Here is a 23,756-nt window from a genome sequence, read left to right as displayed (position 1 = left end):
ATGTGCGCGATGACGTACGCGCACCGCATGCGCGCCCACGCCCCCCACCGGCCGTATCCGCCATCGCTCCACAAACGAAGACGCGCGTCATGAGATGACGCCGTCACGAGAGGAAGTCCTCCCGTGCCTGCCACCGCCAGCACCCGCACCGCCCTCCGCCGCAGCATCGTCGCCGCCGCCGCCCTGCCGCTCCTGATCGGTGCGCTCGCCTCCTGCGGCTACGGTTCCGAGGCCACGAAGGACGAGCCGAAGGCCGCCGACGCGGCCGACGCGGCCGACGCGGGCAAGAAGCTCTCGGCTTCCGAGGTGCGGATCGGGTACTTCCCGAACCTGACGCACGCCACCGCGCTGGTCGGCCTCCAGGAAGGCCTGATCGAGAAGGAACTCAACGGCACCAAGATCAAGCCGCAGTCCTTCAACGCCGGCCCGTCCGAGATCGAAGCCCTCAACGGCGGCTCTCTCGACATCGGCTTCATCGGCCCCTCCCCGTCGATCAACGGCTACGTCAAGTCCAAGGGCTCCAACCTGCGGATCATCTCCGGCTCGGCCTCCGGCGGCGTCAAGCTCGTCGTGAACCCCGACAAGATCAAGACCCTGGACGACCTCAAGGGCAAGAAGATCGCCACCCCCCAGAAGGGGAACACGCAGGACGTCGCCTTCCTCAACTGGATCTCCGAGAAGGGCTGGAAGGTCGACCCCGAGTCCGGCAAGGGCGACGTCTCCGTCGTCCGCACCGACAACAAGGTCACCCCCGACGCCTTCAAGCAGGGCTCCATCGACGGCGCCTGGGTACCGGAACCCACCGCCTCCAAGCTCGTCTCCGACGGCGGCTCCGTCCTCCTCGACGAGACCGCCCTGTGGCCCGACAAGAAGTTCGTGATCACGAACATCATCGTGTCCCAGAAGTTCCTCAAGGAACACCCGGACGTCGTCGAGGCCGTGCTCCGCGGCACCGTCAAGACCAACGAGTGGATCCACGCCAACCAGGACAAGGCGAAGGCCTCCGCCAACGCCCGCCTCGAAGCCGAGGGCGGCAAGCCGCTCGACGCCAAGGTCATCGACCCCGCCTGGCCCAGCATCGCCATCACCGACGACCCGCTCGCCGCGACCCTGAAGACCCAGTCGGAGTGGGCGGTCAAGGCCAAGCTCATCGAGCAGCCCGACCTCGCCGGCATCTACGACCTGACCCTCCTCAACAAGGTCCTCAAGGCCGCCGGCAAGCCCGAGGTCTCCGACGCCGGCCTCGGCGCCAAGTAACCCCACAACCCAGCAACCCCAGGAGGTGACGACCATGGCCACCACGCTTGCCAAGGCTGCCGAGGGCTCCGCCCTGGAGCAGACGCACGCTGCCCGCATCGAGCACGTCTCGAAGTCCTTCTCCGGCCCGGCCGGATCGCAACTCGTCCTGGACGACATCAGCCTCGATGTCGCTCCCGGCGAGTTCGTCACCATCCTGGGTGCCTCGGGGTGTGGCAAGTCCACGCTGCTGAACCTGGTCGCGGGTCTGGACAAGCCGTCCGCGGGATCCATCGAGACCCCCGGCGGCCGTCCGGCCCTGATGTTCCAGGAGCACGCCCTCTTCCCGTGGCTGACCGCGGGCAAGAACATCGAACTCGCCCTGCGCCTGCGCGGGGTGGCCAAGGCCGAGCGCCGCCCGGAGGCCGAGCGGCTGCTGGAGCTGGTCCGCCTCGGCGGCTCGTACGGCAAGCGCGTGCACGAGCTGTCCGGCGGTATGCGCCAGCGCGTGGCACTGGCCCGGGCGCTCGCCCAGGACAGCCGGCTGCTGCTCATGGACGAGCCGTTCGCGGCCCTCGACGCCATCACCCGGGACGTGCTGCACGGCGAGCTCACCCGCATCTGGGCCGAGACCGGACTGTCCGTCCTCTTCGTCACCCACAACGTGCGCGAGGCCGTCCGCCTCGCCCAGCGCGTGGTCCTGCTCTCCTCCCGGCCCGGCCGGGTCGCGAAGGAATGGACCGTGGACATCCCGCAGCCGCGCCGCATCGAGGACGCGGACGTAGCGGAACTGTCCCTGGAGATCACTGAACACCTGCGTGGGGAGATCCGCCGCCATGGCCAGCACTGACATCACTTCGAAGGCCACGGGCAAGTCCGACGACCTGGCCGGCCTGGAGGCGGGCCTCGACGCCCTCGACGCGGTCCAGACCCACCGCACCCCGATCCGCGAGATCCTCGTCAAGAAGGTCCTCCCGCCGGTCCTGGCCGTGAGCCTGGTGCTCCTGGTCTGGCAGATCCTCGTCGCGACGCACGTGACCGAGGAGACCAAGCTGCCCCCGCTGTCCGCGGTGTGGAACAGCCTGTCCGACATGTGGGTCAAGGGCACGCTGCTGGAGGTCATCTGGACCAGCGTCTCCCGCGGTCTGCTCGGCTTCCTGCTGGCCCTGGCCATCGGTACGCCGCTCGGACTGCTCGTCGCCCGGGTGAAGTTCGTCCGCGCCGCGATCGGCCCGATCCTGCAAGGCCTGCAGTCGCTGCCGTCGGTGGCCTGGGTGCCGCCGGCCGTCCTGTGGTTCGGCCTCAACGACGCGATGATGTACACGGTCATCCTGCTGGGCGCCGTCCCGTCCATCGCCAACGGCCTCGTCTCCGGCATCGACCAGATCCCACCGCTGTACCTGCGGGCCGGCCGCACCCTGGGTGCCACCGGTCTGCGGGGGGCCCGGCACATCGTCATGCCGGCCGCGCTGCCCGGCTACCTGGCCGGCCTCAAGCAGGGCTGGGCCTTCTCCTGGCGCTCGCTGATGGCCGCCGAGATCATCGCCTCCTCGCCCGACCTGGGCCTGGGCCTGGGCCAGTTGCTGGAGAACGGCCGCAACAACATCGACCTGCCGGGCGTGTTCCTCGCGATCATCCTGATCCTGGTCGTCGGCATCGCCATCGACCTGCTGATCTTCAGCCCCGTCGAGCGGTGGGTGCTGCGCAGCCGCGGCCTGCTGGCGAAGAGCTGATCGCCATGTCCCACGCCCTCCTGGTCATCGCCCACGGCAGCCGCGATCCGCGGCACGCGGCGACCGTGCACGCCCTCACCGGGCGCGTACGGGCGCTGCGGCCGGGGCTGCGCGTGGAGACGGCCTTCCTCGACTTCAACACCCCGACGGTGGGACAGGCGCTGTCCTCGCTCTACCTGTCCGGCGTACGGGAGGTCGTGGCGCTCCCGCTGCTGCTGACCCGCGCCTTCCACGCGAAGTCCGACATCCCGGCGGCGCTCGCCGAGTCGACCTCGCGCCTGCCGGGGCTGTCGGTGCGGGTGGCGGACGTCCTCGGGCCGTCCCCGCTCCTGCTGACGGCCCTCGAACGCCGGCTCTCCGAAGCCGGCCTCACCCCGGCGGACCGCGCCACCACCGCCGTGGTGCTCGCGTCCGCCGGCTCCACGGACCCGGAGGCGATCGCAGTGATCGCTGAAACCGCGCGGGAGTGGCGGCGCACCGGTTGGTGTGCCGTGCGGCCTGCGTTCGCCTCCGCCGCACTGCCCCGTACGGAGGACGCCGTACGGGCCCTGCGCGCCGAGGGCTTCGAGCGGGTGGCGGTGGCCCCGTACGTCATCGCCCCGGGCCGGCTCCCGGACCGCATCACGGCCGGCGCCGAGGCCGCGGGCGCGGACGTCGTCGCGGACGTCCTGGGCGCGGCCCCGGAACTGGCCCGACTGCTGCTGCACCGCTTCGACGCGGCCGCCGCCACGACCCCGGCCCGGCTGCCCGCCCTCAGCGCGTAGGCAGGCGGGCAACCGGGGGCGGCCTCGGAGGCCGCCCGCGCAGGTGTCAAGGCAGGGTCCAGATCCGGGTGGTCACCAGGTAGAAGACCACGACCCAGAAGGCCAGCAGGGCGGTGACGATCCCCATGCCGATGAGGTTGGTCCTGGCCGGTGGTTCGTCCGGCGACGGGCGGAGCCAGCGCCCCAGGAGCGGGTTCACGTAGTAGGGCATCGTGAAGAAGCTCATGACGAGGCTCGACAGCAGGTTGCCCACGAGCAGGCCCAGCCAGAGCGGCATCCCCAGCGGTGACGTGGCGAGCGCCAGGAGCACGACGGTCGGGTACAGGCCGACCCAGACCGCGATGGCGGTCTTGGTGACCGAAGGCGGCGGTGCTTCCCTGCCGTTCTCCTCGAAGGCGAACCAGCTGCCGAAGGAGTTGTCGATCGTGCGCAGTTTGAAGTCGAAATCCTTTCCCTCGGAGAGGACCTTGCGCCTTCTGTCCGAGGTCAGCCAGGCGTCGAGGTGCTCGGAGTTGTCGAACCGGTACAGCGTGGTCCACTCCTCCTGAACCCCCTCGATGGGCGGGAAGAACTCGCTCCCGCGGAAGCCTTCGAACCTGCTCTCCTCCTCGGTCATCCGGCGCTGCCATGCGAGGAAGTCCTCGACGTGCTCAGGGCGGACACGGTGGGTGATCACCACGGTCACCAGCGGATTCTGTGCGGGCGCGTGGCCGCTGACCACCTGCTGGGTTCCGGGGCCGTCGAGGTACTTGTCGCCGACTTCGAGGAGTCCCTGCCGGGTCGAGCTGTTGATCCACGCCTGCAGGTGGGGTACCGAGTCGTACCGGTAGACCACGACCCATTCGGGTTGCAGGGGTGTCGGTGGAGTGACCTCGACGCCGAGGTACCCGTCGTACTCGGCGGCGGCGGCATTGACGCCCTGCTGCCACGTCTCGTACTCCCGCTCCCGTCCGGGCAGGACCTTCTGGGCGATGATCGCCGTGACCTCGGCGTCTTCCTGGTGCTTCTCGGTGTCCATGTGCTCAGGCCTTCGAGTGCGACCGCTTCTCACCGAGCCGGTCGTAGATCCGTTCCGGTGTCAGCGGGAGCGACCGGTAGCGGACTCCCGTGGCGTCCTGGAGTGCGTTCGCCAGTGCGGGGGCCACCGGGTTGATGCTGCACTCCGCCATGCCCTTCGCCCGCATCGGCCCGACGGAGTCCGCCGAGCCCACCAGGAGCACTTCGGTGCGCGGGACGTCGGCGTAGGTGGGGATGCGGTAGTTGCGGAAGTTCGGGTTGACCACGGCGCCGTTCGCGTCGAGGCGGTGGTTCTCGGTCAGTACGAAGCCGATTCCCTGGGCGACGGCGCCCTCCACCTGTCCCCGTACCTGCGCGGGGTTGATGACGACGCCGGCGTCGGCCGCCTGGACGCTGTGGAGGACGCGGATCTCACCGGTCACCCGGTGGACCGCGATCCGGAATCCGTGCGCGTTGGAGACCGCACTCCGGGGCGATCCGTAGGCCTTGCGAGCAGCGGTGAAGCGGATGCCGCGCGCCCGTGCCAGCGCGACGAGTTCGGCCAGTGACACCCGCTGGTCCCCGCAGACGACGCCGTCGTCGTCCATCGAGCACATCACGGGGTGGATGCCCGTGTGGGCGGCTGCGAACTCGAGGATGCGATCGCGCACGGCGTTGCTCGCCCGCAGCACCGCGTTGCCGGCCACGAAGAGTCCGGCGCTCGCGAAGGCTCCCGTGTCGAATCCCGTGCGGTCGGTGTCGGACTGCACGAGGCGGATCCTCGACGGTGTGGTGCTCAACTGGTCGGCGGCGATCTGGACATGGGCCGTCGAGGTGCCCTCGCCGAATTCGACCGTGCCGACGGCGAGTTCGTAGACGAGGTCGTCGCCGAGCGTCACCCAGGCCTCCGAGATGTGCTCCGTCGGGGGCGCGGTCTCGTGCAGGGAGGCCGCCGCGCCCGCCCCGATGAGCCAGTCCGGGCCGAGGTGCGGGTCCCCGGCCGTCCGGGCCAGGGCCCGGTCCACCAGGTCGAGGCACTGCGCGAGTCCGTCCTCGCTGAAGGTCACGTCGTCGGGGCCGTCGTGCATGGCGACGAGCGGGTCGCCCGGCCGCACGATGTTGCGGCGGCGCAGTTCGAGCGGGTCCATGTGGAGGGCGAGGGCCAGTTCGTGCATCGCCGATTCCACGGCGAAGGCAGGCTGGGTCATCCCGTACCCGCGCAGCGCCCCGCTCGGAACGGTGTTCGTGTAGACGGAGTAGGCGTCGTACTTCTTGTTGGGGCAGCGGTAGATCATCACGGCCGCGCCGCCCGCGAACAGGGTTTCGCCGCCGTGGTTGCCGTAAGCGCCCGTGTTCGACACGTTGCGGACCTGGAAGGCGGTGAGCGTGCCGTCCGCCTTCGCGCCCAGCTTGACCGTCAGCGTCATCGGATGACGCGGCGAAGCAGTGGTGAACTCCTCCTCGCGGGTGTACTCGAAGCACACGGGCCGGCCGGTGTCGAGCGCGGCGAGCGCGGCGAGATCCTCCGAGATGACTTCCTGTTTGCCGCCGAAGCCGCCGCCGACGCGCTTGCAGAACACGCGGAGCTGGTCCGGGCGCAGTGCGAACAGGTGGGCGAGTTTGACCTTGGCGATGGAGGGCGACTGGGAGCTGGTGCGGACGTTCAGGCGTCCGTCCTCCATCCAGGCGATCGAGCCGTGGGTCTCCAGATGCGCGTGCTGCACGCGCGGGGACGAGTAGGTGCCTTCGTGGATCACGTCGGCCTCGGCGAAGCCCGCGTCCACGTCTCCGATGTGCGAATGGATCTCGAGCAGGATGTTGTGGACGGGGTCGCGTACGAAGGGGTCGTCGGCCCCGTGGATCTGCGGGGCTCCCTCGGCCATGGCCTCCTCCGGATCGAACACCGCGGGCAGCGGCTCGTATGCGACGACGACGTTCCGGCAGCCCTCTTCCGCGGCGCCGGGCGTGTCGGCGACGACGGCGACGACACGCTGACCGACGAAGCGGACCGTCCGGTCGAGCATGAGGGTGTCGTCCGGGTCGACCAGGTGGTCGGTGTGGATCGCCGTGGTGAAGGCTCTACGCGGCACGTCCTCCCAGGTGTAGACCCGCTGTACGCCGGGAACGGCGAGGGCGCCGCTCTTGTCGATCGACAGGATCCGGGCGTGGGCGTGCGGCGAGTGCAGCACCTTGAGGTGCAGCATGCCCTCCATGTGGGTGTCCATGGTGAACTCGGCGCGGCCCGTCACCACGTCGTTGGCGGCAGGTGCTCCGACGCTCGTTCCAACGGCCTTTCCCGGCTCGGCGTTCTCCACGCCGACGACGCCCCGTACGGCGTCCTCGATCCCCCGGTAGCCGGTGCAGCGGCAGAGGTTGCCCTTCAACGCTCTTGGAAGATCGGCTTTCTGGGACTCGCTGAAGGTCGCCGATGTCATGATCATTCCGGCGGTGCAGAAGCCGCACTGGAATCCCGGGGCGTCGCGGAACTGCCGCTGCATCGGATGCAGGTTCCCGGGCGAGCCCAGCCCCTCGATGGTGGTCACCTCACGGCCGTCGGCGCGGAAGGCGGGGGTGATGCAGCTGTGCACGGGGCTGCCGTCCAGCCATACGGTGCAGGCTCCGCAGTCTCCCGCGTCACAGCCCTTCTTGACACCGTAGTGGCCGAGCGCGCGGAGGAAGGTGCGCAGGCACTGTCCGGGCGCCGGCTCCTCGCCGAAGCTCCTGCCGTTCACGCGGTACGTCATGGCGTGCTCCCGGACCCGAGTTCACGGCGGATCTCCTCGGCGAAGTGCTTCGTCAGATGGCGGCGGTAGCCGGGAGTGCCATTGGGATCGTCGAACCAGACGTCGGTGGGGATGACGTCGATGCTCTGCTGCAGGGTCGGGGCGTCGGGCATGTCGTCGAAGACCATGCGCACGGGTCTGGTGGTGCCGGCGGTGACGGTGAGCAGCAGATCGTTGTTTCCGGGCGTGCGCGTACCGACGAGGAACACCGTCGAGCGGCCGAGGCGGGTCAGGGTGAACCGGCGGTGCGCCACGCGTTTACGCAGGGCGTGGACCGGGATCTCGACGCGTCGCAGGATGTCCCCCGGGGCGAGGATGTTCTGGTGGTTGCCGGTCACGAACTCGAGGGCGTCGACGGTGCGCGTCGTCCCGTCGGGGCCCCACAGTTCGTAGCGAGCCTCCAGTGCGACCGTCAACGTGATCATGGGGCCGGCGGGCAGCGACATGCAGATGTTTCCGCCCACGGTCGCCGCGTTCCAGACCTTGAACGAGGACAGGAACGCCTCGCAGGCCCTCCCGAACAGCGAGCCGGCGGTCCAGTCGACCGGAGGTCGGAAGGCGTAGAACTCGCGGATGGTGCAAGTGGCACCGATTTCGAGGCCCTTGCCGGTCGGGACGAGGGGGTCCCACCGCAGGGTGGTCAGGTCGACCAGGCGGCGCAGATCCGGCTGCTCCGCCGAGAACAGCCACGTTCCTCCCGCGAGCCAGGCATCGCCCTCGCGCCAGTCCGCGCCCGGCCGGTCGGTGGGGCTCCGGACGATTTCGGTGATCGTGTTGAGGTCCACGGAGATCGCTCTCCCTCACGACGGCAGGCGTGTGACGGACCATCCACCGGCCTGAACGTGCACGCGGGCGGGCGTCGCCTCGACCTCGGGCGACCGCACCGCGTTCGCGTCGAAGGCCCGGTCGGCCAAGCGGCACCCATGAATCGTCCCCGGGTCGGATCCGGGGCGAATCCGGGTCCACTCCTGCCGCTGCGGTCGGACAGTTCGACGAGGACCGGCGGACGTAGAGACTCCCCTTCAGCGTATCCCCGACCTGCCCGGCACCGTCAAGCGCGGCTGCCGAGCGCGGCTGTCGAGCGCTGCCGCCGGGCGCGGCCTCGAAGGCCCTAGCCCCGGGCCGCCGCCTCGTCCGCCAAGGCCGTCAGGTCCTCGATCGACATGGCGCCCGGCGGCAGGCCCTCCCGGGCGAAGATGTTCGCCGCGTGCCGCAGGACGTCGTTGACCGGCGTCGGCACCCCGTGCAGTCGGCCCAGCAGGGAGATCTCCCCGTTGAGGTAGTCCGCCTCCACCGAGCCCGTGCCCCGCGCCAGGCTCTGCCAGGACGAGCCGCCCCGCACGCCGGCCGGCTGCTCCACCTTGCCGTCGCGGGCCAGCGCCTGCTCGGCGTCCGAGGCGTACGGGATGCCGGCGGCCCGGAAGGCGGCCTTGCCCTCGCGGACGGCCCGCAGCAGCAGCGCCGCCTTCGCCGGGTCCGGCTCCGGTCCGGTGGTCGCCTGGATCGCGTTGCCCAGGTTCCCGAGCAGCTTCGCGTACTTCCAGCGCATCACGTCCGGGGCCGCCGGCGCCCCGAAGCCGGCCTTGGCGAGGTCCGCCGCGACGGACCGGGCCAGGGCGTCCGTGTCGCCCGCGGCCCGGCCCACGTGCAGGATGCCGGTCAGTGGCGCGCACAACGCCGAGACCACGCCCGGCTCCAGGAAGGTGGCGGGCAGCCATACGCACACCCCGTACACGCGCGCGAAGCGCCGTAGCGCCAGCCGCTCGCTCTCCACACCGTTCTGCGCGCACAGCACCGGCAGCCGCTGGGCGGCCGTACCGCCGCCCGCGACCTCCGCGTCGCCCCACGCGTCGAGCGCGGCGATGGCGTCCTGGGTCTTCACGCACAGCAGCAGCACGTCGTCGGGGCGCAGTTCACCGAGTTCGTCCGGTCCGGTGACCACGGGCAGCCGGTGGACCCGGGTCCCGTCGGCCGTCGTGAGCCGCAGCCCCTCGGCCCGCAGGGCCTGCGCGTGCGCGCCGCGGGCGACGAGGACGACCTCACCGCCCGCCTCCGCGAGCCGTCCGCCGATGGTGGCGCCGACCGCGCCCGCGCCGATGATGATGTAACGCATGCCCCGAGCCTGGCACATCCGGCCGCCCGTGTGACCGCCGGGGCGCGGAGAACTGCCGTGCGGGCGGAGGCGCGCCTTACGACTGGTAGTTCTGCCGGCCGGAGGGATCCGACCGGACCACGGTCAACAGGTCCTCGGTGAGCTGCTCCTCGAAGAAGACCCCTCGGAATCCCTCCGGGACCAGCTTGGAGTTGATCCCGAACGAGGGGGTGCCCGGTCCGATCGGGTCGTCGCCCGTGTGCTCGTACGCCGACTGCGACGCGGTGACGAAGTCCTGGTGCTTCATCGTGGACACCGCGGTGTCGAAGGCCTCGCCGCGCAGACCGGGGACCCGATCGGCGAGTTCGAGCAGACGCTCCGTGGTGAAGCCGCCCGACTCCTCGACCGCCGTCTGGTTGTCGATCAGCACGGCGTGGTATTCGGCGAACTTCTGCCCGTCCAGCGCGGCGCGCAGGGCGTTGACGGCGCGCTTGGAGCCGTCGCCACCCAGCCGGACGTCCTTGAAGGAGGCGAGCGTGTACTCCGTCCTCACCTGGCGCTTGATGGTCTGCGCGCGGATCGTCTTGGCGCCGGTGGACTCGAAATCGACCACGACCGGGCACCTGGGGTCCTCGTAGAGCCGGACGACCGTCTTCGCGAGCGGGTCCCCCACCGTGATCGTCGTACCGTCGGCCGCCAGGGCCTCGGGCAGATCCGTGATCCCCGCGTACGTCGGGGGCGCGGCGGCCCCACTCGACGAGGGGGCGTACGCCCCCTGGCCACATCCGGCCGTGGCCACCGCCAGCGCTCCCCACGCGACCGCGGCGGCCAGCCGTCCGACTGTTCTCATCTGCACGTTTCCCCCCTCCCGATGAACAACCGGACTGTAGACGTCACCGGCTCGGGGCGCACACCTGTTTCTTTCGAGGCCCGGGATCAGGGCGCGGTCAGCTCCACGAGCTTGGCGACGGTGTTCCAGTTGCGGGTGGTCACGTCGAGGCCCTTGACGACGGCGGGCTTGGCGAGGGCCTCGGCGAGCTTGGAGCGACCCAGGCCCTCGGGGACGTGGAGGTACACGACGCGGTCACCGATCCGGTACTCCTCGGGGAGGTACGCCGCCTCGTCGAGCGCGGCGAAGCGTTCCGGGCCGGGCTGTTCGGAGCAGAAGGTGACGTGCAGCTGCTTGCCCTCCAGTTCCGCGGCCGGGAACGGACAGGCTTCGGCGACGCCGCGCAGGTACGCGCCGTCCAGCACCAGGCACGCCACACGGAAGCCGAAGTGCGCCTCGACGGCCGCCTCCAGTTCCCGAGCGAGGTCCGTCGGGTCCTGCCGCGCGCTGCTGAAGACGGCGTTGCCGCTCTGCAGATACGTCCGCACCTCGCCGTGGCCGAGCCCCTCCAACAGCGAACGCAGCTCCGCCATCGGGACCTTCTTGTTCCCGCCGACATTGATCCCGCGCAGCAGGACCGCGTACTTCGTCGTCGTCTTCGTCATCGCCTTCTTCGCCATGGGCGCACCCTAGAACCCTCCTACGACAATTCGGCCTCGATGAGGTCGGCGGCCTGCCGCGTGCCGCCCTCGGCGGCCATCCCGGCGCGGACGGCCTCCGCGCGGGCGGCGACCTCGGGGTCGGCGACCAGTCCGAGGACCGCCTCGCGCAGGGTCGCGGCGTCCGCCTCCGCCATCGGGACGTGGCGGGCCACGCCCAGCGAGACGAGCATGTCGGCGTTGCCGAACTGGTCGACGGCCTGCGGGACGGCGACCATCGGGGTGGCGGTGGCGAGCCCCTCCTGGCTGCCACCGGCGCCCGCGTGGGTGATGAACGCGTCGGCCTGGCGCAGGATGTCCAGCTGGGGGACCCAGCGGTGGACCTCCACACCGGCGGGGACCGGACCCAGGTCGGCCTCGTCGGTGAACTTGCCGATCTGGAGGACGAGATGCCAGTCGGGCAGGTCCGCGAAGGCCTCGATGCAGGCGCGGTAGAAGGCCGGCTGCCGGGTGAAGGCGGAGCCGAGCGAGACGAGGACGACCTTCTTCCCCTCGGCGGAGGCAGGCCGCTGCCATGCGCCCTGGGTGGTGCCGCGATCGGCCTGGCAGGCGCCGACGAAGGTGTACACGGACCCGTCGACGCGATCGGCGTGCGGCTGGAGCGCCCGGGGGATGAGGACGACGCTGCGCCGCGGGCGGCCCTGGAAGCGGTCGACGTCCTCGCCGAGACCGTTCCCGCCGAGCCAGGCGGCGAAGGCGGCGTAGTACGCCTGCCCGCGCGCGGAGGCCTTCAGCTCGGCGAACAGCGGCTCGGCCACCTCCTGCTCGTACCCCTCCCAGGCTACGAGGTTCGGGGAGAGCGAGACGGCCGGGACCCCCCAGCGGTGGGCGAGCACGGGCGCGGGGTAGGAGGTGATGTCGTGGAGGACGAGATCGGGCTCGTCGCCCTCGAAGGCGGCGGCGAGCTGCGGGAGCGCCTGGACGGCGTCCGTCAGGAACGGCTCCAGGTTGTCGATGAGCTCGGTCCCCCAGGCCTCCGGCGCGTCGTCGGTGGGGAGGGTGGAGGTGTAGATCACGGGCGTGGCGCCGGTCTCCGCGACCTTCTCGGCGAAGGAGGCGGGGATGGCGTAGCTGACACGGTGGCCCCGGGCCACGAGCTCCCGGATCACCTCGATGCTCGGGTTCACATGTCCGTGGGCGGCGATGGAGAACATGGCGATGTGGGCGGGCTTCGCTGTGGTCATGATCGAACCGTAAACGAGACGATACGTCTCGTGCAAGTTGTTTCCGGCGGCCTCAGGACGGACCCGCTTGGCCCGCAGAGCCCGCCGGACCCGACGGACCCGACGGGCCCGACGAGCCGTTCGGACGCGGTGGGCCGAACAGGTGATCCGCGCCGGTCATGCGGTCGACGTCGACGTCGAGGGAGTTGAGCCAGGCGAGCGCGGCGAAGAACCGCGGCGAGGAGACCCCCGGCGGACCGTCCGTGGCGGGCCCGCCGGGCACGGGCGGTCCGCTGCGCGGATCCGCGGCTTCCCCCGCCCCCGCACCGGCCCACTCGGCGGCCTTCCGCATCCGGGTGGCCACCCCGGCCGCCCGGTGGTCCAGCCGGACACCGTTCGCCGGCCCGACGGCCGGACCGCCGCGGACGAACAGTCGCCGCGAGCCCCACAGCACGTGGTGGCCCGACATCATGGCCGCCTGCCAGTCCGTGGTCGGGTCCTCGGTCGTCGTCCGTGGTTCGCTCTGGTGCTGGGCGAACGCGGACTCCGCCATGGTCAGCGCGTGCTGGAGCGGCCGGTCGTCGGGGACGTGCCCCGGTCCTCCCTCCACCACGGCGGCCGTGGCGCGCTCGACCGTCTCGGCCTCCGTCGTCAGCAGCAGGGCGACCGCCCGGTGCAGCTCCCGCTGCGCCCCGCGCGGCCAGGCGAGCACGCCGAACACCACACCGATCAGGCTGCCGATGATCACGTCCAGGATCCTGACCTCGGCCAGCTGCCAGGTCACGGGCGCCAGCTGGGCGAAGACGAAGGCCACGGTGAGGGTGAACAGGCCCTGGGCCCAGCCCACGCCCCGGACCGGCCCCACCCGGAACGCGGTGAGCATCACGAACGGCAGGGCGATCGCGTAGACGGTGGTGTGGCCGGCGATCAGGGCCAGCAGCAGGCCCGTGACCAGGGCGCCGAGCATGGTGCCGGTGATCGCCACGCGTACGGTCGCCCGGGTCTGGGCGGCGGTGGTCCGGGTCAGGCTGAGGACGGCCAGCATCGCCCAGAAGCCGTGGGGCAGGGAGTCCACGCCCGCGACCGTACGGGCGGCTGCCAGCGCGAGGCTGATCCGGACGGCGTTCTGGAAGTACACGGAGCGCGGCCCGGCGTGGCCCGCCAGCCGGTGCCACCACAGGCGTGGCGCGCGCTTGCCCGCGTACCAGAACCTGCCCGAGTCGACGTCTTCGGGCACCCGCGCGTGCCGGCCCCGTACGGCCAGCTCGGCGGCCGTCGCCAGGGCCACGGCCGCGTCCGTCACCTCCAGCACCGCCGCCCGCCGACGGCCCCGCGGGGCGGTCGTGGGTGCCTCCCGCGCCGCCGAGGCGGCGGCCTGCTCCCGTACGCGCCGCAGGGCGTCGGCGGCCTCGGTCGTGTCGGCCTTGCCGTCCAGCAGGTCGGCGGTCTCGGTGACGGCCCGGCCGACGGCGGTCAGCACCTCGGCCTCCTGCTCCATGGGCACCGGGCCCGGGGGCGGGGGTGCCGGGGGCAGGTTCACCAGGCGGGCCAGGAGCGTACGGGCGGCCAGGCCCGCGTGGGACAGGGCACGGTCCCGCAGGCCCGGCCCGGCGGGGCGGTCGGCCTCGTCGACCCGGAAGGGCCGGAGCGACCCGCCGGCCTCCTTGGCCGTCTCCGCGGAGGCGGCGGACAGGGTGTACGGGGCGACGCCCAGCTCGGCGACGCAGCGGGCGGCGGTGTCGGCGGCCGTCCGCCGGTAGGTGGGCCCGGGCTTCTCCGGCAGGAGGAAGGTTTCGGCAAGGATGAGCAGCAGCAGGCCGAAGGTCGCCCCCGCGAGCCGTTCGAGGAGGGTGTCCGGCGCGTACGGCGGGAAGCACGGCAGGATGTAGAGCAGCTGCAGCCCCGGGGCGGCGCCCGCCGCGCGGGGCCCGGCCGCCGCCACGAAGGCCAGGAAGAAGCCGATCAGGAGCATGCCGACCACGGCGCTCCAGGTCCGGATCGCCAGGTAGGTGCCGATCGTCAGCAGCAGCCAGGCCGCGGGGGTCGCCTTGGCCATGACCGCCGCCCGCTGGCGTCCGGTGCCGGGGATGTGCGAGAGGGCGGCCATCGAGACCGCGGCGAACAGCGCGTACGTCGCCGCCACCGGCCGGTCCAGCGCGTACAGGCACACGAAGAACGAGGCGCACGCGGAGAGCGTGGTGCGCAGGGCGCGCCGTGTCACGACCGAGGGACCCCGGTCGGCGCGTCCGGCATGTTCGGCGCACATGACTCCAGGATCGGGCCACCTGCCGGAAGCCACCACATACTGGCGTGCGGGAGCGGATCCACGGCGAGGGGCGGGAGCGGCGGTATGGACGAGGCGCGGGCACGGAACGTACTGGCGACAGCGGGCCTGACCAGGGGCACGCCGGGCGCGTCGGGCGCGGCGGTGCTCCTCGCGCTCGGCGAGAACGCGGTCTTCGCCATCGGCGACCTGGTGGTGAAGGTGGGACGGGAGGCGGCGCTGCTGGAGCGGGCCGAACGGGAACTCGCGGTGTCCGGCTGGTTCGCCGAGGCCGGTATCCCGGCGGTCCGCGCGGCCGAGCCGAAGCCGCGGCTGGTGGACGGGCACCCGCTGACCCTGTGGCACCGGCTGCCGGACGCGGTACGGCCCGCGGGGCCCGCGGACCTGGCGGCGCTGCTGCGCCGGGTGCACGCGCTGCCCGAGCCGCCCTTCGCCCTGCCCGCGCGGGACCTTCTGGCCGGGGTCGAGCGCTGGCTGCGGCTGGCGCAGGACGCCGTGGACCCGGCCGACGCGGCCTATCTACGGGCCCGCCGGGACGCCTACGCGGGCGAGCTGGCGGCCCTGACCCCGAGGCTGCCCCGGGGCCCGATCCACGGGGACGCCCTGCCGCGCAACGTCCACATGGGCCCCGACGGCCCGGCACTGGTCGACCTGGAGACCGTGTCGGTCGATCTGCGCGAGCACGACCTGGTGGTGATGGCGCTCTCCCGGGACCGGTACGGCATGCCGTCCGAGGAGTACGAGGCCTTCGTGGCGGCGTACGGGTGGGACGTCCGCGACTGGGAGGGCTGCGCGGTCCTGCGCGGCGCCCGGGAGACGGCAAGCTGTGCCTGGGTCGCCCAGCACGCCCCCACCGACCCGGCGGCACGGGCCGAGTTCCGCCGCCGCGTGGCCTCCCTCAGGGACGGCGACCGGGAAGCCCGGTGGCGTTCGTTCTAGACGTCCTCCTGGACGTCCTCAGGCGGGTCGGCCCTGGGCCGGGATCAGGCCGCGCAGCGGCCAGGCCTCGTCGATCACCGCGTCCGGGGTGCCCTGGCGGCGCAGGTACGACTGGAAGTCGCGGGCCCAGCGGGCGTGCCAGGTGCTCTGCCGCGCGTGCAGGTCGGCCGGGCTGAGCCCCGCCACCTCCGGATGCCGCTCGGCTATCGCGCGGGCCACCTGGACCGCGGCCAGCGCGTCCGCCCCGGCGTCGTGCGCGTCCTCGAGGGTGACCCCGTACACCCCGCAGACCGCCTCCAGGGTCCGCTTGCCCCGCCGGTAGCGGTCCACGGCCCGGTCGATGGTCAGCGGGTCCACCACCGGTCCGGTCCGTGCCGCCCCGCCCAGCCGGTCGGCCAGCGACGGCAGCCCGTGCCGGGCCAGTTCGGCGCTCAGCAGGGTCAGGTCGAAGGCCGCGTTGTACGCGACCACCACCGCGCCCGTGCGCCAATGCCCGACCAGGGCCTCGGCGACCTCGTCCGCGACCTCCCGCACCGGGCGTCCCTCGGCGACCGCGCGCTCCGTGCTGATCCCGTGGATCGCCGACGCCCCTTCCGGGATCGGTATCCCCGGGTCCGCGAGCCAGCCGCGCCGCTCGCGCACCGCTCCGCCCCGCACCTCGACCAGGGCCGCCGTCACGATCCGCGACTCCCCCGGCTCCGTGCCGGTCGTCTCAAGGTCGAATCCGATCAGCACACCGCCGTGCCAGTCCCCCATGCCGTGCCAGTCCTCCACCCCGTGCCCCTCCCCCGTACACCTTCGGTCAACGGGTTTCAGCCTGCCACGGGGCACTGACAGCCAGGCCGCCGGGGGCGCGCCGGGGCCGCCACGCCCGGTGTCAGGACACCGGTCGGGAGTCCTCCCACATCGACTCGAACTCTTCCCGGTACGTCGTGAACAGCCCGTGATCCGCGTCCTTCGGCACCCCGCGCCCGCCGCCGCGCAGCACCAGGACCGGGGACTCCATGCCGCGCGCCCGCCTCAGGTAGGACTGCACCACCGCGATGCCCGAGGACTGCCCCTCCACCAGGTAGGCGGTGAACCGCGGGGTCTCGTCGAAGACGTGGATCTCGAAGCGGGAGGGGTCCCGCAGTCCCGCCCGGACCCGGCGGACGTGCAGGATGTTCATCTCGACCGAGCGGCTCAGCTCGCCCTTGCGCAGTCCCAGTTCCCGCTCGCGCCGTTTCACGGCGCTGCTCGCCGGGTTCAGGAACAGCAGCCGCACCCGGCAGCCGGCCTCCGTGAGCCGGACGAGTCTTCGGCCCGAGAAGTTCTGGACCAGCAGGTTGAGCCCTATGCCGATGGCGTCGAGCCGCCGGGCGCCGCCGAAGAGGTCCTCGGCCGGGAGCTGGCGCTGGAGCCGTACCCGGTCGGGGTGGACGGAGATGACGTCCGCGTACCGGTCGCCGACCAGGTCCTCGACGGCGTCGATCGGCAGCCGGTCCGCGGCAGGGCTGCCGGAGACCCCGCCCAGTACCTCCAGAAGGCGCGCCGAGGCGCGCTCCGCCTGTTCCAGCACGGGCCGGGACAGGGCCCGGTTGCGGGAGACGACGTTGCGGGTGACCTCCAGTTCGTCCAGGGCCAGCTCGATCTCGCGCCGGTCGTCGAAGTACGGCTCGAAGCACGGCCAGTGCTGGACCATCAGCTCGCGCAGCTGGGGCAGGGTCAGGAAGCTCAGCACGTTGTCGTCGGCCGAGTCGAGCAGGTAGCCCTTGCGCCGGCTGACCTCGCGCACGGCGACGGCCCGCTGCACCCATTCCTGCCCGGCGGGCCCGGCGGCCGCCACGACCCAGTCGTCGGTGCCGTGCACCGGTTCGTAGATCGGCCGGAGCACCGCCCCGACCACCGCGCGCAGGCGCTGTTCGATGAGATTCAGCCAGATGTACGCACGGCCGGCCCGCTGTGCCCGGGTCCGGACCTCGCTCCAGGCCTCCGCGCCCCAGTCCAGCTCCACGCCGGTCCCCGCGTCCCCGGCCTCGGCCGGTCCGCCCGCCAGGGAGACCGCCCCGGCCGGGATCCCCGCGGGTGTCCCGCCGGGGACACCCCCTGGGGCGTCCGCCGGGCCACCCTCGTGACTGCTGTCACCAGGGGGCAGCTCCAGACCTCCCGAGCTCACCCGTGCACCGCCTTCTGCGTCTGGACGCCCGTCTCCAGTGATCACGGAAGGGTACTCCGCGCGCGCGGCCCGGTGCAGCCCGACGGCCCTTACCGCGACCGTCCGTTGACCCATTATCCGATGCGCACACAGTCCGCTGACCCGCATATCAGGTCTGCGGGTCACCCAATAGGACCCCTGCCAAGTCCGCGCTTGCGGCCCCTCTTTCGGGGAAGATCTGGCAAGGACGTGGTCCATGCCGGGTCGGCCGGGACATCTTCGGGCAACGAGGGAAGAGTCGTTATCTATGCAGGTCTGGCCGGGACAGGCGTATCCGCTGGGTGCCACGTACGACGGCGCCGGCACCAACTTCGCGGTCTATTCGGAGGCCGCCCGACGCATCGAGCTGTGCCTCCTGCACGACGACGGGTCGGAATCGGCCGTGGAGCTGCGCGAGACGGACGCCTTCGTCCGTCACGCGTACCTGCCCGGTGTGATGCCGGGCCAGCGCTACGGATTCCGCGTGCACGGACCGTACGAGCCCGAGCGCGGGCGGCGCTGCAACGCGGCGAAGCTGCTGCTGGACCCGTACGCCCGGGCCATCAGCGGTCGGGTCAGCTGGAACGAGGCGGTGTACGGCTACCACTTCGGTCGGCCGGACTCGCGCAACGATCTGGACTCCGCGCCGCACACGATGAGCTCGGTGGTGGTGAATCCGTACTTCGACTGGGCCAACGACCGGCCGCCGCGTCACGAGTACCACCACACCGTGCTGTACGAGGCCCACGTCAAGGGTCTGACCATGCACCATCCGGACCTTCCGGAGGAGCTGCGCGGCACCTACGGGGCGCTGGCGCACCCGGCGGTCATCGGCCACCTCACCAAGCTCGGGGTGACGGCGCTGGAGCTGATGCCGGTCCACCAGTTCGTCAACGACCACCGGCTGGTCAACGACGGGCTGAGCAACTACTGGGGCTACAACACCATCGGCTTCTTCGCCCCGCACAACGGCTACGCGTCGGGTGACCGCGGCCAGCAGGTGCTGGAGTTCAAGTCGGCGGTCCGGGCCCTGCACGAGGCCGGCATCGAGGTGATCCTCGACGTGGTCTACAACCACACCGCGGAGGGGAACCACCTGGGCCCGACGCTGTCCTTCCGGGGGCTGGACAACGCCTCGTACTACCGGCTGGCGGACGATCCGCGGCACTACATGGACACCACCGGCACCGGGAACTCGCTGCTGATGCGCTCCCCGCACGTGCTCCAGCTGATCATGGACTCGTTGCGGTACTGGGTCACCGAGATGCACGTGGACGGCTTCCGCTTCGACCTGGCGGCGACGTTGGCCCGCCAGTTCCACGAGGTGGACCGGCTGTCGTCGTTCTTCGACCTGGTCCAGCAGGATCCGGTGGTCAGCCAGGTGAAGCTGATCGCGGAGCCCTGGGACCTGGGCGAGGGCGGCTACCAGGTGGGCAACTTCCCGCCGTTGTGGACCGAGTGGAACGGCAAGTACCGGGACACCGTACGGGATATGTGGCGCGGGCAGCCGCGCACGCTCGCGGAGTTCGCGGGCCGGCTGACGGGATCCTCGGACCTGTACCAGGACGACGGGCGGCGACCGCTGGCGTCGATCAACTTCACCACCTGCCACGACGGTTTCACCCTGAACGACCTGGTCTCGTACGACGAGAAGCACAACGAGGCCAATCGGGAGGGCAATCGGGACGGCGAGACCCACAACCGCTCCTGGAACTGCGGGGTGGAGGGGCCGACCGAGGATCCGGAGATCCTGGAGCTGCGCGAACGTCAGATGCGCAACTTCACGGCCACCCTGATGCTGTCGCAGGGGGTGCCGATGCTCAGCCACGGCGACGAGTTCGGGCGTACCCAGCAGGGCAACAACAACGCCTACTGCCAGGACAACGAGCTGTCGTGGGTGCGTTGGCCGGAGCCCGGCAAGCCGGCGCCGTCGCTGCTGGAGTTCACCCGGCGGATGGTGTGGCTGCGCCGCGACCACCCGGTCTTCCGGCGGCGCCGGTTCTTCCACGGGCGGCCGGTGGAGGGGACGCACGACGAGCTGTCCGACATCGCCTGGTTCACCCCGCACGGGGAGGAGATGCGGGCGCGGGACTGGCAGGCGCAGCACGCGAAGGCGCTGACCGTCTTCCTCAACGGGGAGGCGATCTCCGAGCCGGGCACCCGGGGCGAGCGGATCACCGACGACTCGTTCCTGCTGATGTTCAACGCGGGCGCGGAGTCGCAGGACTTCACCGTTCCGGCGGGGCACGGCACGCAGTGGCGGTTGGTGGTGGACACGGCGCGGGCGGACGTACTGCCACCCGGCACCGGGCCGCAGTACGCGGCGGGTGACCGGGTGGCGCTGACGGGGCGGTGCCTGGTGGTGCTTCAGCGCCCGGCGTAGGCGACGCCGCTCCCGTCCGTCGCCGGGGAGGAGTCGGTCCGCGGGCCCGGGACGCGCGCCTCGGTGGGGTGCGTCCGGGCGGCGGGCTCCGTGGTGACGAGGGCGAGGAGCAGGCAGAGCGCGGCCGCCCCGACGGCCACGGCGAAGGCGCCGGCGGGCCCGTACGCCTCGGCGAGGCGCCCGCAGACGACCAGTGCCGTGGCCTGCCCGGCCACCAGGCAGCTGGCGGCGAAGGCCATCGCGGTGGAGAGCCGGGCCGGTTCCACGGCCCGCTCGGTGAGCGCGAACGCGGTGATCAGGTGAGGTGCGTAGGCCGCGCCCAGCACGGTGACGACGGCGTACAGCGGCCACAGGCTGTCGGTGAACAGCAGCGGCGTCGAGAGCACCAGGGCGGCGGCGGTGGCCACCCGCCAGCGCAGCCGCAGCCCGAAGCGGGCGGGCAACCCGCCGAGCGAGATGCCGACGACCGCGCTGACGACGCCCATGGCGGAGTAGACGACGGCGGCCTGGTCCGGGACCCCGAGCCGGATGGTGAGCGCGGTGATGCCCGCCTGGCAGGCGCCGAACATCACGCCTTGGAGGGCGAGGGAGCCGCGTACGGCGTGGACCACTCCGGGCGAGCGGACCCGGCCGCCCGGGACCCGGTCCGGGGCCGGCGAGCCGGCCGTGACGGCGGCGGTCGGGTGCAGCGCGTAGATCGTGCCGAAGACGGCGACGAGGCCGGCCGCGCCGGCGAGGGCGACGGCCGGATGCGCGAGGAGCGCGGCGAGTCCGACGAGCGCGGGTCCGAAGACGAAGGAGACCTCGTCCAGGGTGCCTTCGAGCGCGTGGACGGCTCCGACGACGCTCTCGTCGGACCGGGCCCGGTGGGCCAGGGCCACCGAGCGGGTGCGGGCGAGCGGTCCGATCAGCGGTACGGAGGCGCCGGTGAGGGCGCCGATCGCGGCGAGCGGGACGGTGGCCAGGTGGGTGAGTGCCCCGGCGACGAGGGCGGCGGTGGCCACGGCGTTGACGGCGGCGGCGGCCAGGACGACGGGGCGCTGCCCGTGGCGGTCGGCGAGCCGGCCGAGGACGGGTCCGAAGAGGACCTGCCCGAGGGAGAGGGCGCCGCCGACCGTGCCCGCGGTGGCGAGGGATCCGCTGGTCTGGGCGACCAGCAGGAAGCTGCCGAACTGGGACATCGCGACGGGCAGTCGGGCGAGGAAAGAGACGAGCGGAAGTAGGGGCCCGGTCAGGGCGATGACTTTTCGATACGTGCTGACGGTTCCAACCACTTGATCGACATTAACCCGGCGCAGTCACTCGGATGCATTGGGTCATGGCACGGAATCCGGCAGGTTGGGTACGTACGTTCTCATGAGCCAGCCGCACGCGACCCCCGAATCGGAATCTGACGTTCCGACACCAGTCACTCCGACGTCGACCTACCGCCTCCAGCTGCGCCCCGAGTTCCCCTTCGCGGCGGCCGAGGCGGCCGTACCGTACATCGCCTCGCTCGGCGTGTCGCACCTGCACCTCTCCCCGGTCCTGGAGGCGGCGCCCGGTTCCACCCACGGCTACGACGTCACCGACCACTCCCGCGTGCGGGCCGAGCTCGGCGGCGAGGCGGGCCTGCGGGCCCTGGCCGGGGCCGCCCGGGCGCACGGACTCGGCCTGGTCCTCGACATCGTGCCCAACCACATGGCGGTACCGACCCCGCTGCGGCTGAACCGGCCGCTGTGGGAGGTGCTGCGGGACGGCCCCGCCTCGCCGTACGCCCGCTGGTTCGACATCGACTGGGAGGCGGGCGACGGGCAGGTGCTGCTGCCGGTGCTGGCCGGGCCGGTGGAGTCCTGCGAGCTGGAGGTCGACGGCGAGGTGCTGCGCTACGGGGAGCAGCACTTCCCGCTGCGGGAGGGCACCTCGGGGCTGGCGCTGCCCGAGCTGCTGGCCGCCCAGTGGTACCGGCCGGCCTGGTGGCGCGAGGCCCGCACCGCCCTCAACTACCGCCGTTTCTTCACCATTTCGGATCTGATCGGGGTCCGGGTGGAGGATCCGGAGGTGTTCACCGCCACCCATGCGAAGGTGCTGGAGCTGGTCCGGGACGGGGTCGCGGAGGGCTTGCGGATCGACCACGTGGACGGTCTGGCGGACCCGGAGCAGTACCTGCGGCGGCTGCGGGCGGCGGCCGGCGACGGCTGCTGGGTGGTGGTCGAGAAGATCCTGGCCCGCGAGGAGCGCCTGCCGTCCGCCTGGCCGGTGGCGGGAACCACCGGCTACGACGCCCTGCACCGGGTGGACGGGGTCTTCACCGACCCCGAGGGAGAGGCGGAACTGGCGGCCCGGTACGGGGAGACCACCGGGCTGCCGCACTGGCCGGAGGCGGCCCGGGCGTCCGCGCGGGAGGTGCTGACCGGCGACCTGGCCGCCGAGCTGGGCGCGCTGGAACGGCAGGCCGGAGAGGAACTGGCCGCGGCTGTGCGGGAGTTGCTGATCGCCTTTCCGGTGTACCGGCCGTACCCCGGCGAGCCGGAGCTGCCGCCGCAGGCCCTGGAGCAGGCGGCCGCGGCGGCCGGCCCCGGCGCGGTGGCCGCCGTACGCGAGCTGCTGCTGCGGGATCCGGCCTTCGCCGCCCGTTTCGCCCAGACCTCGGCGGCCCTGCGCGCCAAGTCCCTGGAGGACCGGGCCTTCTACCGGTACGCGCCACTGCTGTCGGCCACCGAGGTCGGCGGGGAGCCGGGGCGGCCGGCGGTGTCGACCGCGGAGTTCCACGCGTACTGCGCCGCCCTCGCCGAGGAGTGGCCCGCGGCCGGGACCGTCCTGTCCACGCACGACACCAAGCGCAGCGCGGACGTCCGGGCCCGGATCTCGGCGCTGTCCCAGGCGCCGGAGCTCATGGGCCGCCCCGAGGGACCCGACCCCCAGCTGGCCTGGGTGGCCCGGCAGACCGCGCTGGGGCTCGGCCGGGTTCCCGAGGCCGGGCCCCGACTGGCCGACGCCCTGCTGAAGGCGGTCCGCGAGGCGGCCCTGCACACCAGCTGGACCGAGCCGGACGAGGCGTACGAGGCGGGCGTGGCCGGGTACGTCCGGGATCCGCTCGACCTCCCGGCGGAGCTGGCCGGGGCGGCCCGGGCGAACCTCCTCGGCATGACCCTGCTGCACCTGGCGATGCCGGGGGTCCCGGAGGTCTACCAGGGCGCGGAGACGGAGTACCGGGCGCTGGTGGACCCCGACAACCGGCGTCCGGTCCACTTCCCCCGCCACGCCTTGGCCCGGCTGGACGACGGGTCCGCCCCCGAGCACGCGGCCGACGAGAAGCTCGGGCTCACGGCCACCCTGCTGCGGCTGCGCCGGGACCGGCCGGAGCTGTTCCGGGGCTACGCGCCGGTCCTGGCCCGGGGCCCGGCGGCCGACCACCTGCTGGCCTTCACCCGGGCCCCCGGGCTGCTGGTGGCGGCCACCCGACTGTCCCACCGACTGGCCGCGTCGGGCGGCTGGCGGGACACCCACCTGCACCTGCCTCCCGGCACCTGGACCCGCCTGGCCCCCTCCGCCCCGCTCTCCCCGTCCGGGGACGACACCGTGTCGCACAGCGGTTCGGCCGAGGTGGCCGCCCTGCTGGACGGCCACCCGGTGGGTGTCTGGCTGCGCCGGTGATCGGGCGGCGCCGGGGCGGCCCGCCG

The 23,756-nt window shown here is 72.3% G+C and carries 18 protein-coding genes; 7 read left to right on the top strand and 11 right to left on the bottom strand.

Going from position 1 to position 23,756, the window contains the following annotated elements:
• Window positions 1-123 precede the first annotated feature (123 nt).
• From OG624_RS31075 to OG624_RS31060, 4 genes are read left to right on the top strand one after another with little or no spacing between them, the layout of a single operon-like run.
• Complete coding sequence (locus OG624_RS31075; RefSeq protein WP_371588694.1) at window positions 124-1,257, top strand: ABC transporter substrate-binding protein; 1,134 nt, start codon at window positions 124-126, stop codon at window positions 1,255-1,257.
• Window positions 1,258-1,291: 34 nt separating this feature from the next.
• Window positions 1,292-2,086, top strand: a complete 795-nt coding sequence (locus OG624_RS31070; protein WP_033217807.1) for an ABC transporter ATP-binding protein — start codon at window positions 1,292-1,294, stop codon at window positions 2,084-2,086.
• A complete protein-coding gene (locus tag OG624_RS31065; protein ID WP_033217805.1) occupies window positions 2,073-2,969 on the top strand; it encodes an ABC transporter permease in 897 nt (298 codons plus the stop codon). Before OG624_RS31070 ends, OG624_RS31065 begins: the two co-directional genes overlap by 14 nt.
• A gap of 5 nt (window positions 2,970-2,974) precedes the next feature.
• Window positions 2,975-3,733: a sirohydrochlorin chelatase gene (locus tag OG624_RS31060; RefSeq protein ID WP_033217803.1), complete on the top strand. Its 759-nt coding sequence runs from the start codon at window positions 2,975-2,977 to the stop codon at window positions 3,731-3,733.
• Between the two features lie 46 nt (window positions 3,734-3,779).
• Here OG624_RS31060 and OG624_RS31055 read toward each other — a convergent pair whose 3' ends face one another.
• The 8 genes from OG624_RS31055 to OG624_RS31020 all read right to left on the bottom strand — a co-directional run bounded on the left by OG624_RS31055 (window position 3,780) and on the right by OG624_RS31020 (window position 14,581).
• Complete coding sequence (locus OG624_RS31055) at window positions 3,780-4,751, bottom strand: antibiotic biosynthesis monooxygenase (RefSeq protein WP_033217801.1); 972 nt, start codon at window positions 4,749-4,751, stop codon at window positions 3,780-3,782.
• Window positions 4,752-4,755: 4 nt separating this feature from the next.
• Window positions 4,756-7,473 carry a molybdopterin-dependent oxidoreductase gene (locus OG624_RS31050; RefSeq protein WP_033217799.1) on the bottom strand — a complete coding sequence of 906 codons (2,718 nt, stop codon included), beginning with the start codon at window positions 7,471-7,473 and terminating at the stop codon, window positions 4,756-4,758.
• Window positions 7,470-8,297, bottom strand: a complete 828-nt coding sequence (locus OG624_RS31045) for an FAD binding domain-containing protein (protein WP_371640067.1) — start codon at window positions 8,295-8,297, stop codon at window positions 7,470-7,472. Before OG624_RS31045 ends, OG624_RS31050 begins: the two co-directional genes overlap by 4 nt.
• 326 nt (window positions 8,298-8,623) lie before the next feature.
• The gene (locus tag OG624_RS31040) at window positions 8,624-9,625 is read right to left on the bottom strand and encodes a ketopantoate reductase family protein (protein ID WP_033217795.1); all 1,002 of its coding nucleotides are present in this window, start codon (window positions 9,623-9,625) and stop codon (window positions 8,624-8,626) included.
• A gap of 76 nt (window positions 9,626-9,701) precedes the next feature.
• Window positions 9,702-10,454 (bottom strand): DsbA family protein, encoded by a 753-nt coding sequence (locus OG624_RS31035; protein ID WP_161288491.1) that lies wholly within the window; start codon window positions 10,452-10,454, stop codon window positions 9,702-9,704.
• Between the two features lie 86 nt (window positions 10,455-10,540).
• A complete protein-coding gene (locus tag OG624_RS31030; RefSeq protein ID WP_371588692.1) occupies window positions 10,541-11,113 on the bottom strand; it encodes a DUF1697 domain-containing protein in 573 nt (190 codons plus the stop codon).
• A gap of 20 nt (window positions 11,114-11,133) precedes the next feature.
• Window positions 11,134-12,336, bottom strand: coding sequence for a macrolide-inactivating glycosyltransferase (mgt, locus tag OG624_RS31025; RefSeq protein ID WP_033217791.1), 1,203 nt, complete (start codon window positions 12,334-12,336; stop codon window positions 11,134-11,136).
• A gap of 52 nt (window positions 12,337-12,388) precedes the next feature.
• Entirely contained in the window at window positions 12,389-14,581 is a 2,193-nt protein-coding gene (locus OG624_RS31020) for an FUSC family protein (RefSeq protein WP_371640066.1), read from the bottom strand.
• A gap of 84 nt (window positions 14,582-14,665) precedes the next feature.
• Here OG624_RS31020 and OG624_RS31015 point away from each other — a divergent pair, with 84 nt between their 5' ends.
• Complete coding sequence (locus tag OG624_RS31015; protein WP_033217787.1) at window positions 14,666-15,538, top strand: phosphotransferase enzyme family protein; 873 nt, start codon at window positions 14,666-14,668, stop codon at window positions 15,536-15,538.
• 18 nt (window positions 15,539-15,556) lie between these two features.
• Here the strand turns inward: OG624_RS31015 and OG624_RS31010 are convergent, their stop codons facing one another.
• Complete coding sequence (locus OG624_RS31010; RefSeq protein WP_033217955.1) at window positions 15,557-16,294, bottom strand: 3'-5' exonuclease; 738 nt, start codon at window positions 16,292-16,294, stop codon at window positions 15,557-15,559.
• A 121-nt stretch (window positions 16,295-16,415) separates the two neighbouring features.
• The gene (locus tag OG624_RS31005) at window positions 16,416-17,693 is read right to left on the bottom strand and encodes an SAV2148 family HEPN domain-containing protein (RefSeq protein WP_033217785.1); all 1,278 of its coding nucleotides are present in this window, start codon (window positions 17,691-17,693) and stop codon (window positions 16,416-16,418) included.
• A gap of 286 nt (window positions 17,694-17,979) precedes the next feature.
• Between OG624_RS31005 and glgX the strand changes: the two genes are divergently transcribed.
• Window positions 17,980-20,094 (top strand): glycogen debranching protein GlgX, encoded by a 2,115-nt coding sequence (glgX, locus tag OG624_RS31000; RefSeq protein WP_033217783.1) that lies wholly within the window; start codon window positions 17,980-17,982, stop codon window positions 20,092-20,094.
• Here glgX and OG624_RS30995 read toward each other — a convergent pair.
• Window positions 20,079-21,275, bottom strand: coding sequence for an MFS transporter (locus OG624_RS30995; RefSeq protein WP_244290723.1), 1,197 nt, complete (start codon window positions 21,273-21,275; stop codon window positions 20,079-20,081). The two genes, glgX and OG624_RS30995, sit on opposite strands and share 16 nt — an antisense overlap.
• Window positions 21,276-21,450: 175 nt before the next feature.
• Here OG624_RS30995 and treY point away from each other — a divergent pair, with 175 nt between their 5' ends.
• Window positions 21,451-23,730: a malto-oligosyltrehalose synthase gene (treY, locus tag OG624_RS30990; RefSeq protein WP_051763030.1), complete on the top strand. Its 2,280-nt coding sequence runs from the start codon at window positions 21,451-21,453 to the stop codon at window positions 23,728-23,730.
• The last annotated feature ends 26 nt before the right edge of the window (window positions 23,731-23,756 follow it).

The organism is Streptomyces virginiae, from assembly GCF_041432505.1.
Lineage (GTDB): Bacteria > Actinomycetota > Actinomycetes > Streptomycetales > Streptomycetaceae > Streptomyces > Streptomyces virginiae_A.
Note: the sequence above shows the minus strand (reverse complement) of the source record. Positions and strands in the feature narration are given on the sequence as shown.

What these genes read in the sequence shown, in the direction of transcription:
- mgt (WP_033217791.1), bottom strand. Translation starts at nt 12,336, where the DNA reads ATGACCACAGCGAAGCCCGCCCACATCGCCATGTTCTCCATCGCCGCC.
- OG624_RS31050 (WP_033217799.1), bottom strand. Translation starts at nt 7,473, where the DNA reads ATGACGTACCGCGTGAACGGCAGGAGCTTCGGCGAGGAGCCGGCGCCC.
- OG624_RS31040 (WP_033217795.1), bottom strand. Translation starts at nt 9,625, where the DNA reads ATGCGTTACATCATCATCGGCGCGGGCGCGGTCGGCGCCACCATCGGC.
- OG624_RS31010 (WP_033217955.1), bottom strand. Translation starts at nt 16,294, where the DNA reads ATGGGGGACTGGCACGGCGGTGTGCTGATCGGATTCGACCTTGAGACG.
- OG624_RS31020 (WP_371640066.1), bottom strand. Translation starts at nt 14,581, where the DNA reads ATGTGCGCCGAACATGCCGGACGCGCCGACCGGGGTCCCTCGGTCGTG.
- OG624_RS31015 (WP_033217787.1), top strand. Translation starts at nt 14,666, where the DNA reads ATGGACGAGGCGCGGGCACGGAACGTACTGGCGACAGCGGGCCTGACC.
- OG624_RS31070 (WP_033217807.1), top strand. Translation starts at nt 1,292, where the DNA reads ATGGCCACCACGCTTGCCAAGGCTGCCGAGGGCTCCGCCCTGGAGCAG.
- OG624_RS31060 (WP_033217803.1), top strand. Translation starts at nt 2,975, where the DNA reads ATGTCCCACGCCCTCCTGGTCATCGCCCACGGCAGCCGCGATCCGCGG.
- OG624_RS30995 (WP_244290723.1), bottom strand. Translation starts at nt 21,275, where the DNA reads ATGTCCCAGTTCGGCAGCTTCCTGCTGGTCGCCCAGACCAGCGGATCC.
- OG624_RS31035 (WP_161288491.1), bottom strand. Translation starts at nt 10,454, where the DNA reads ATGAGAACAGTCGGACGGCTGGCCGCCGCGGTCGCGTGGGGAGCGCTG.
- OG624_RS31030 (WP_371588692.1), bottom strand. Translation starts at nt 11,113, where the DNA reads ATGGCGAAGAAGGCGATGACGAAGACGACGACGAAGTACGCGGTCCTG.
- glgX (WP_033217783.1), top strand. Translation starts at nt 17,980, where the DNA reads ATGCAGGTCTGGCCGGGACAGGCGTATCCGCTGGGTGCCACGTACGAC.
- treY (WP_051763030.1), top strand. Translation starts at nt 21,451, where the DNA reads ATGAGCCAGCCGCACGCGACCCCCGAATCGGAATCTGACGTTCCGACA.
- OG624_RS31055 (WP_033217801.1), bottom strand. Translation starts at nt 4,751, where the DNA reads ATGGACACCGAGAAGCACCAGGAAGACGCCGAGGTCACGGCGATCATC.
- OG624_RS31065 (WP_033217805.1), top strand. Translation starts at nt 2,073, where the DNA reads ATGGCCAGCACTGACATCACTTCGAAGGCCACGGGCAAGTCCGACGAC.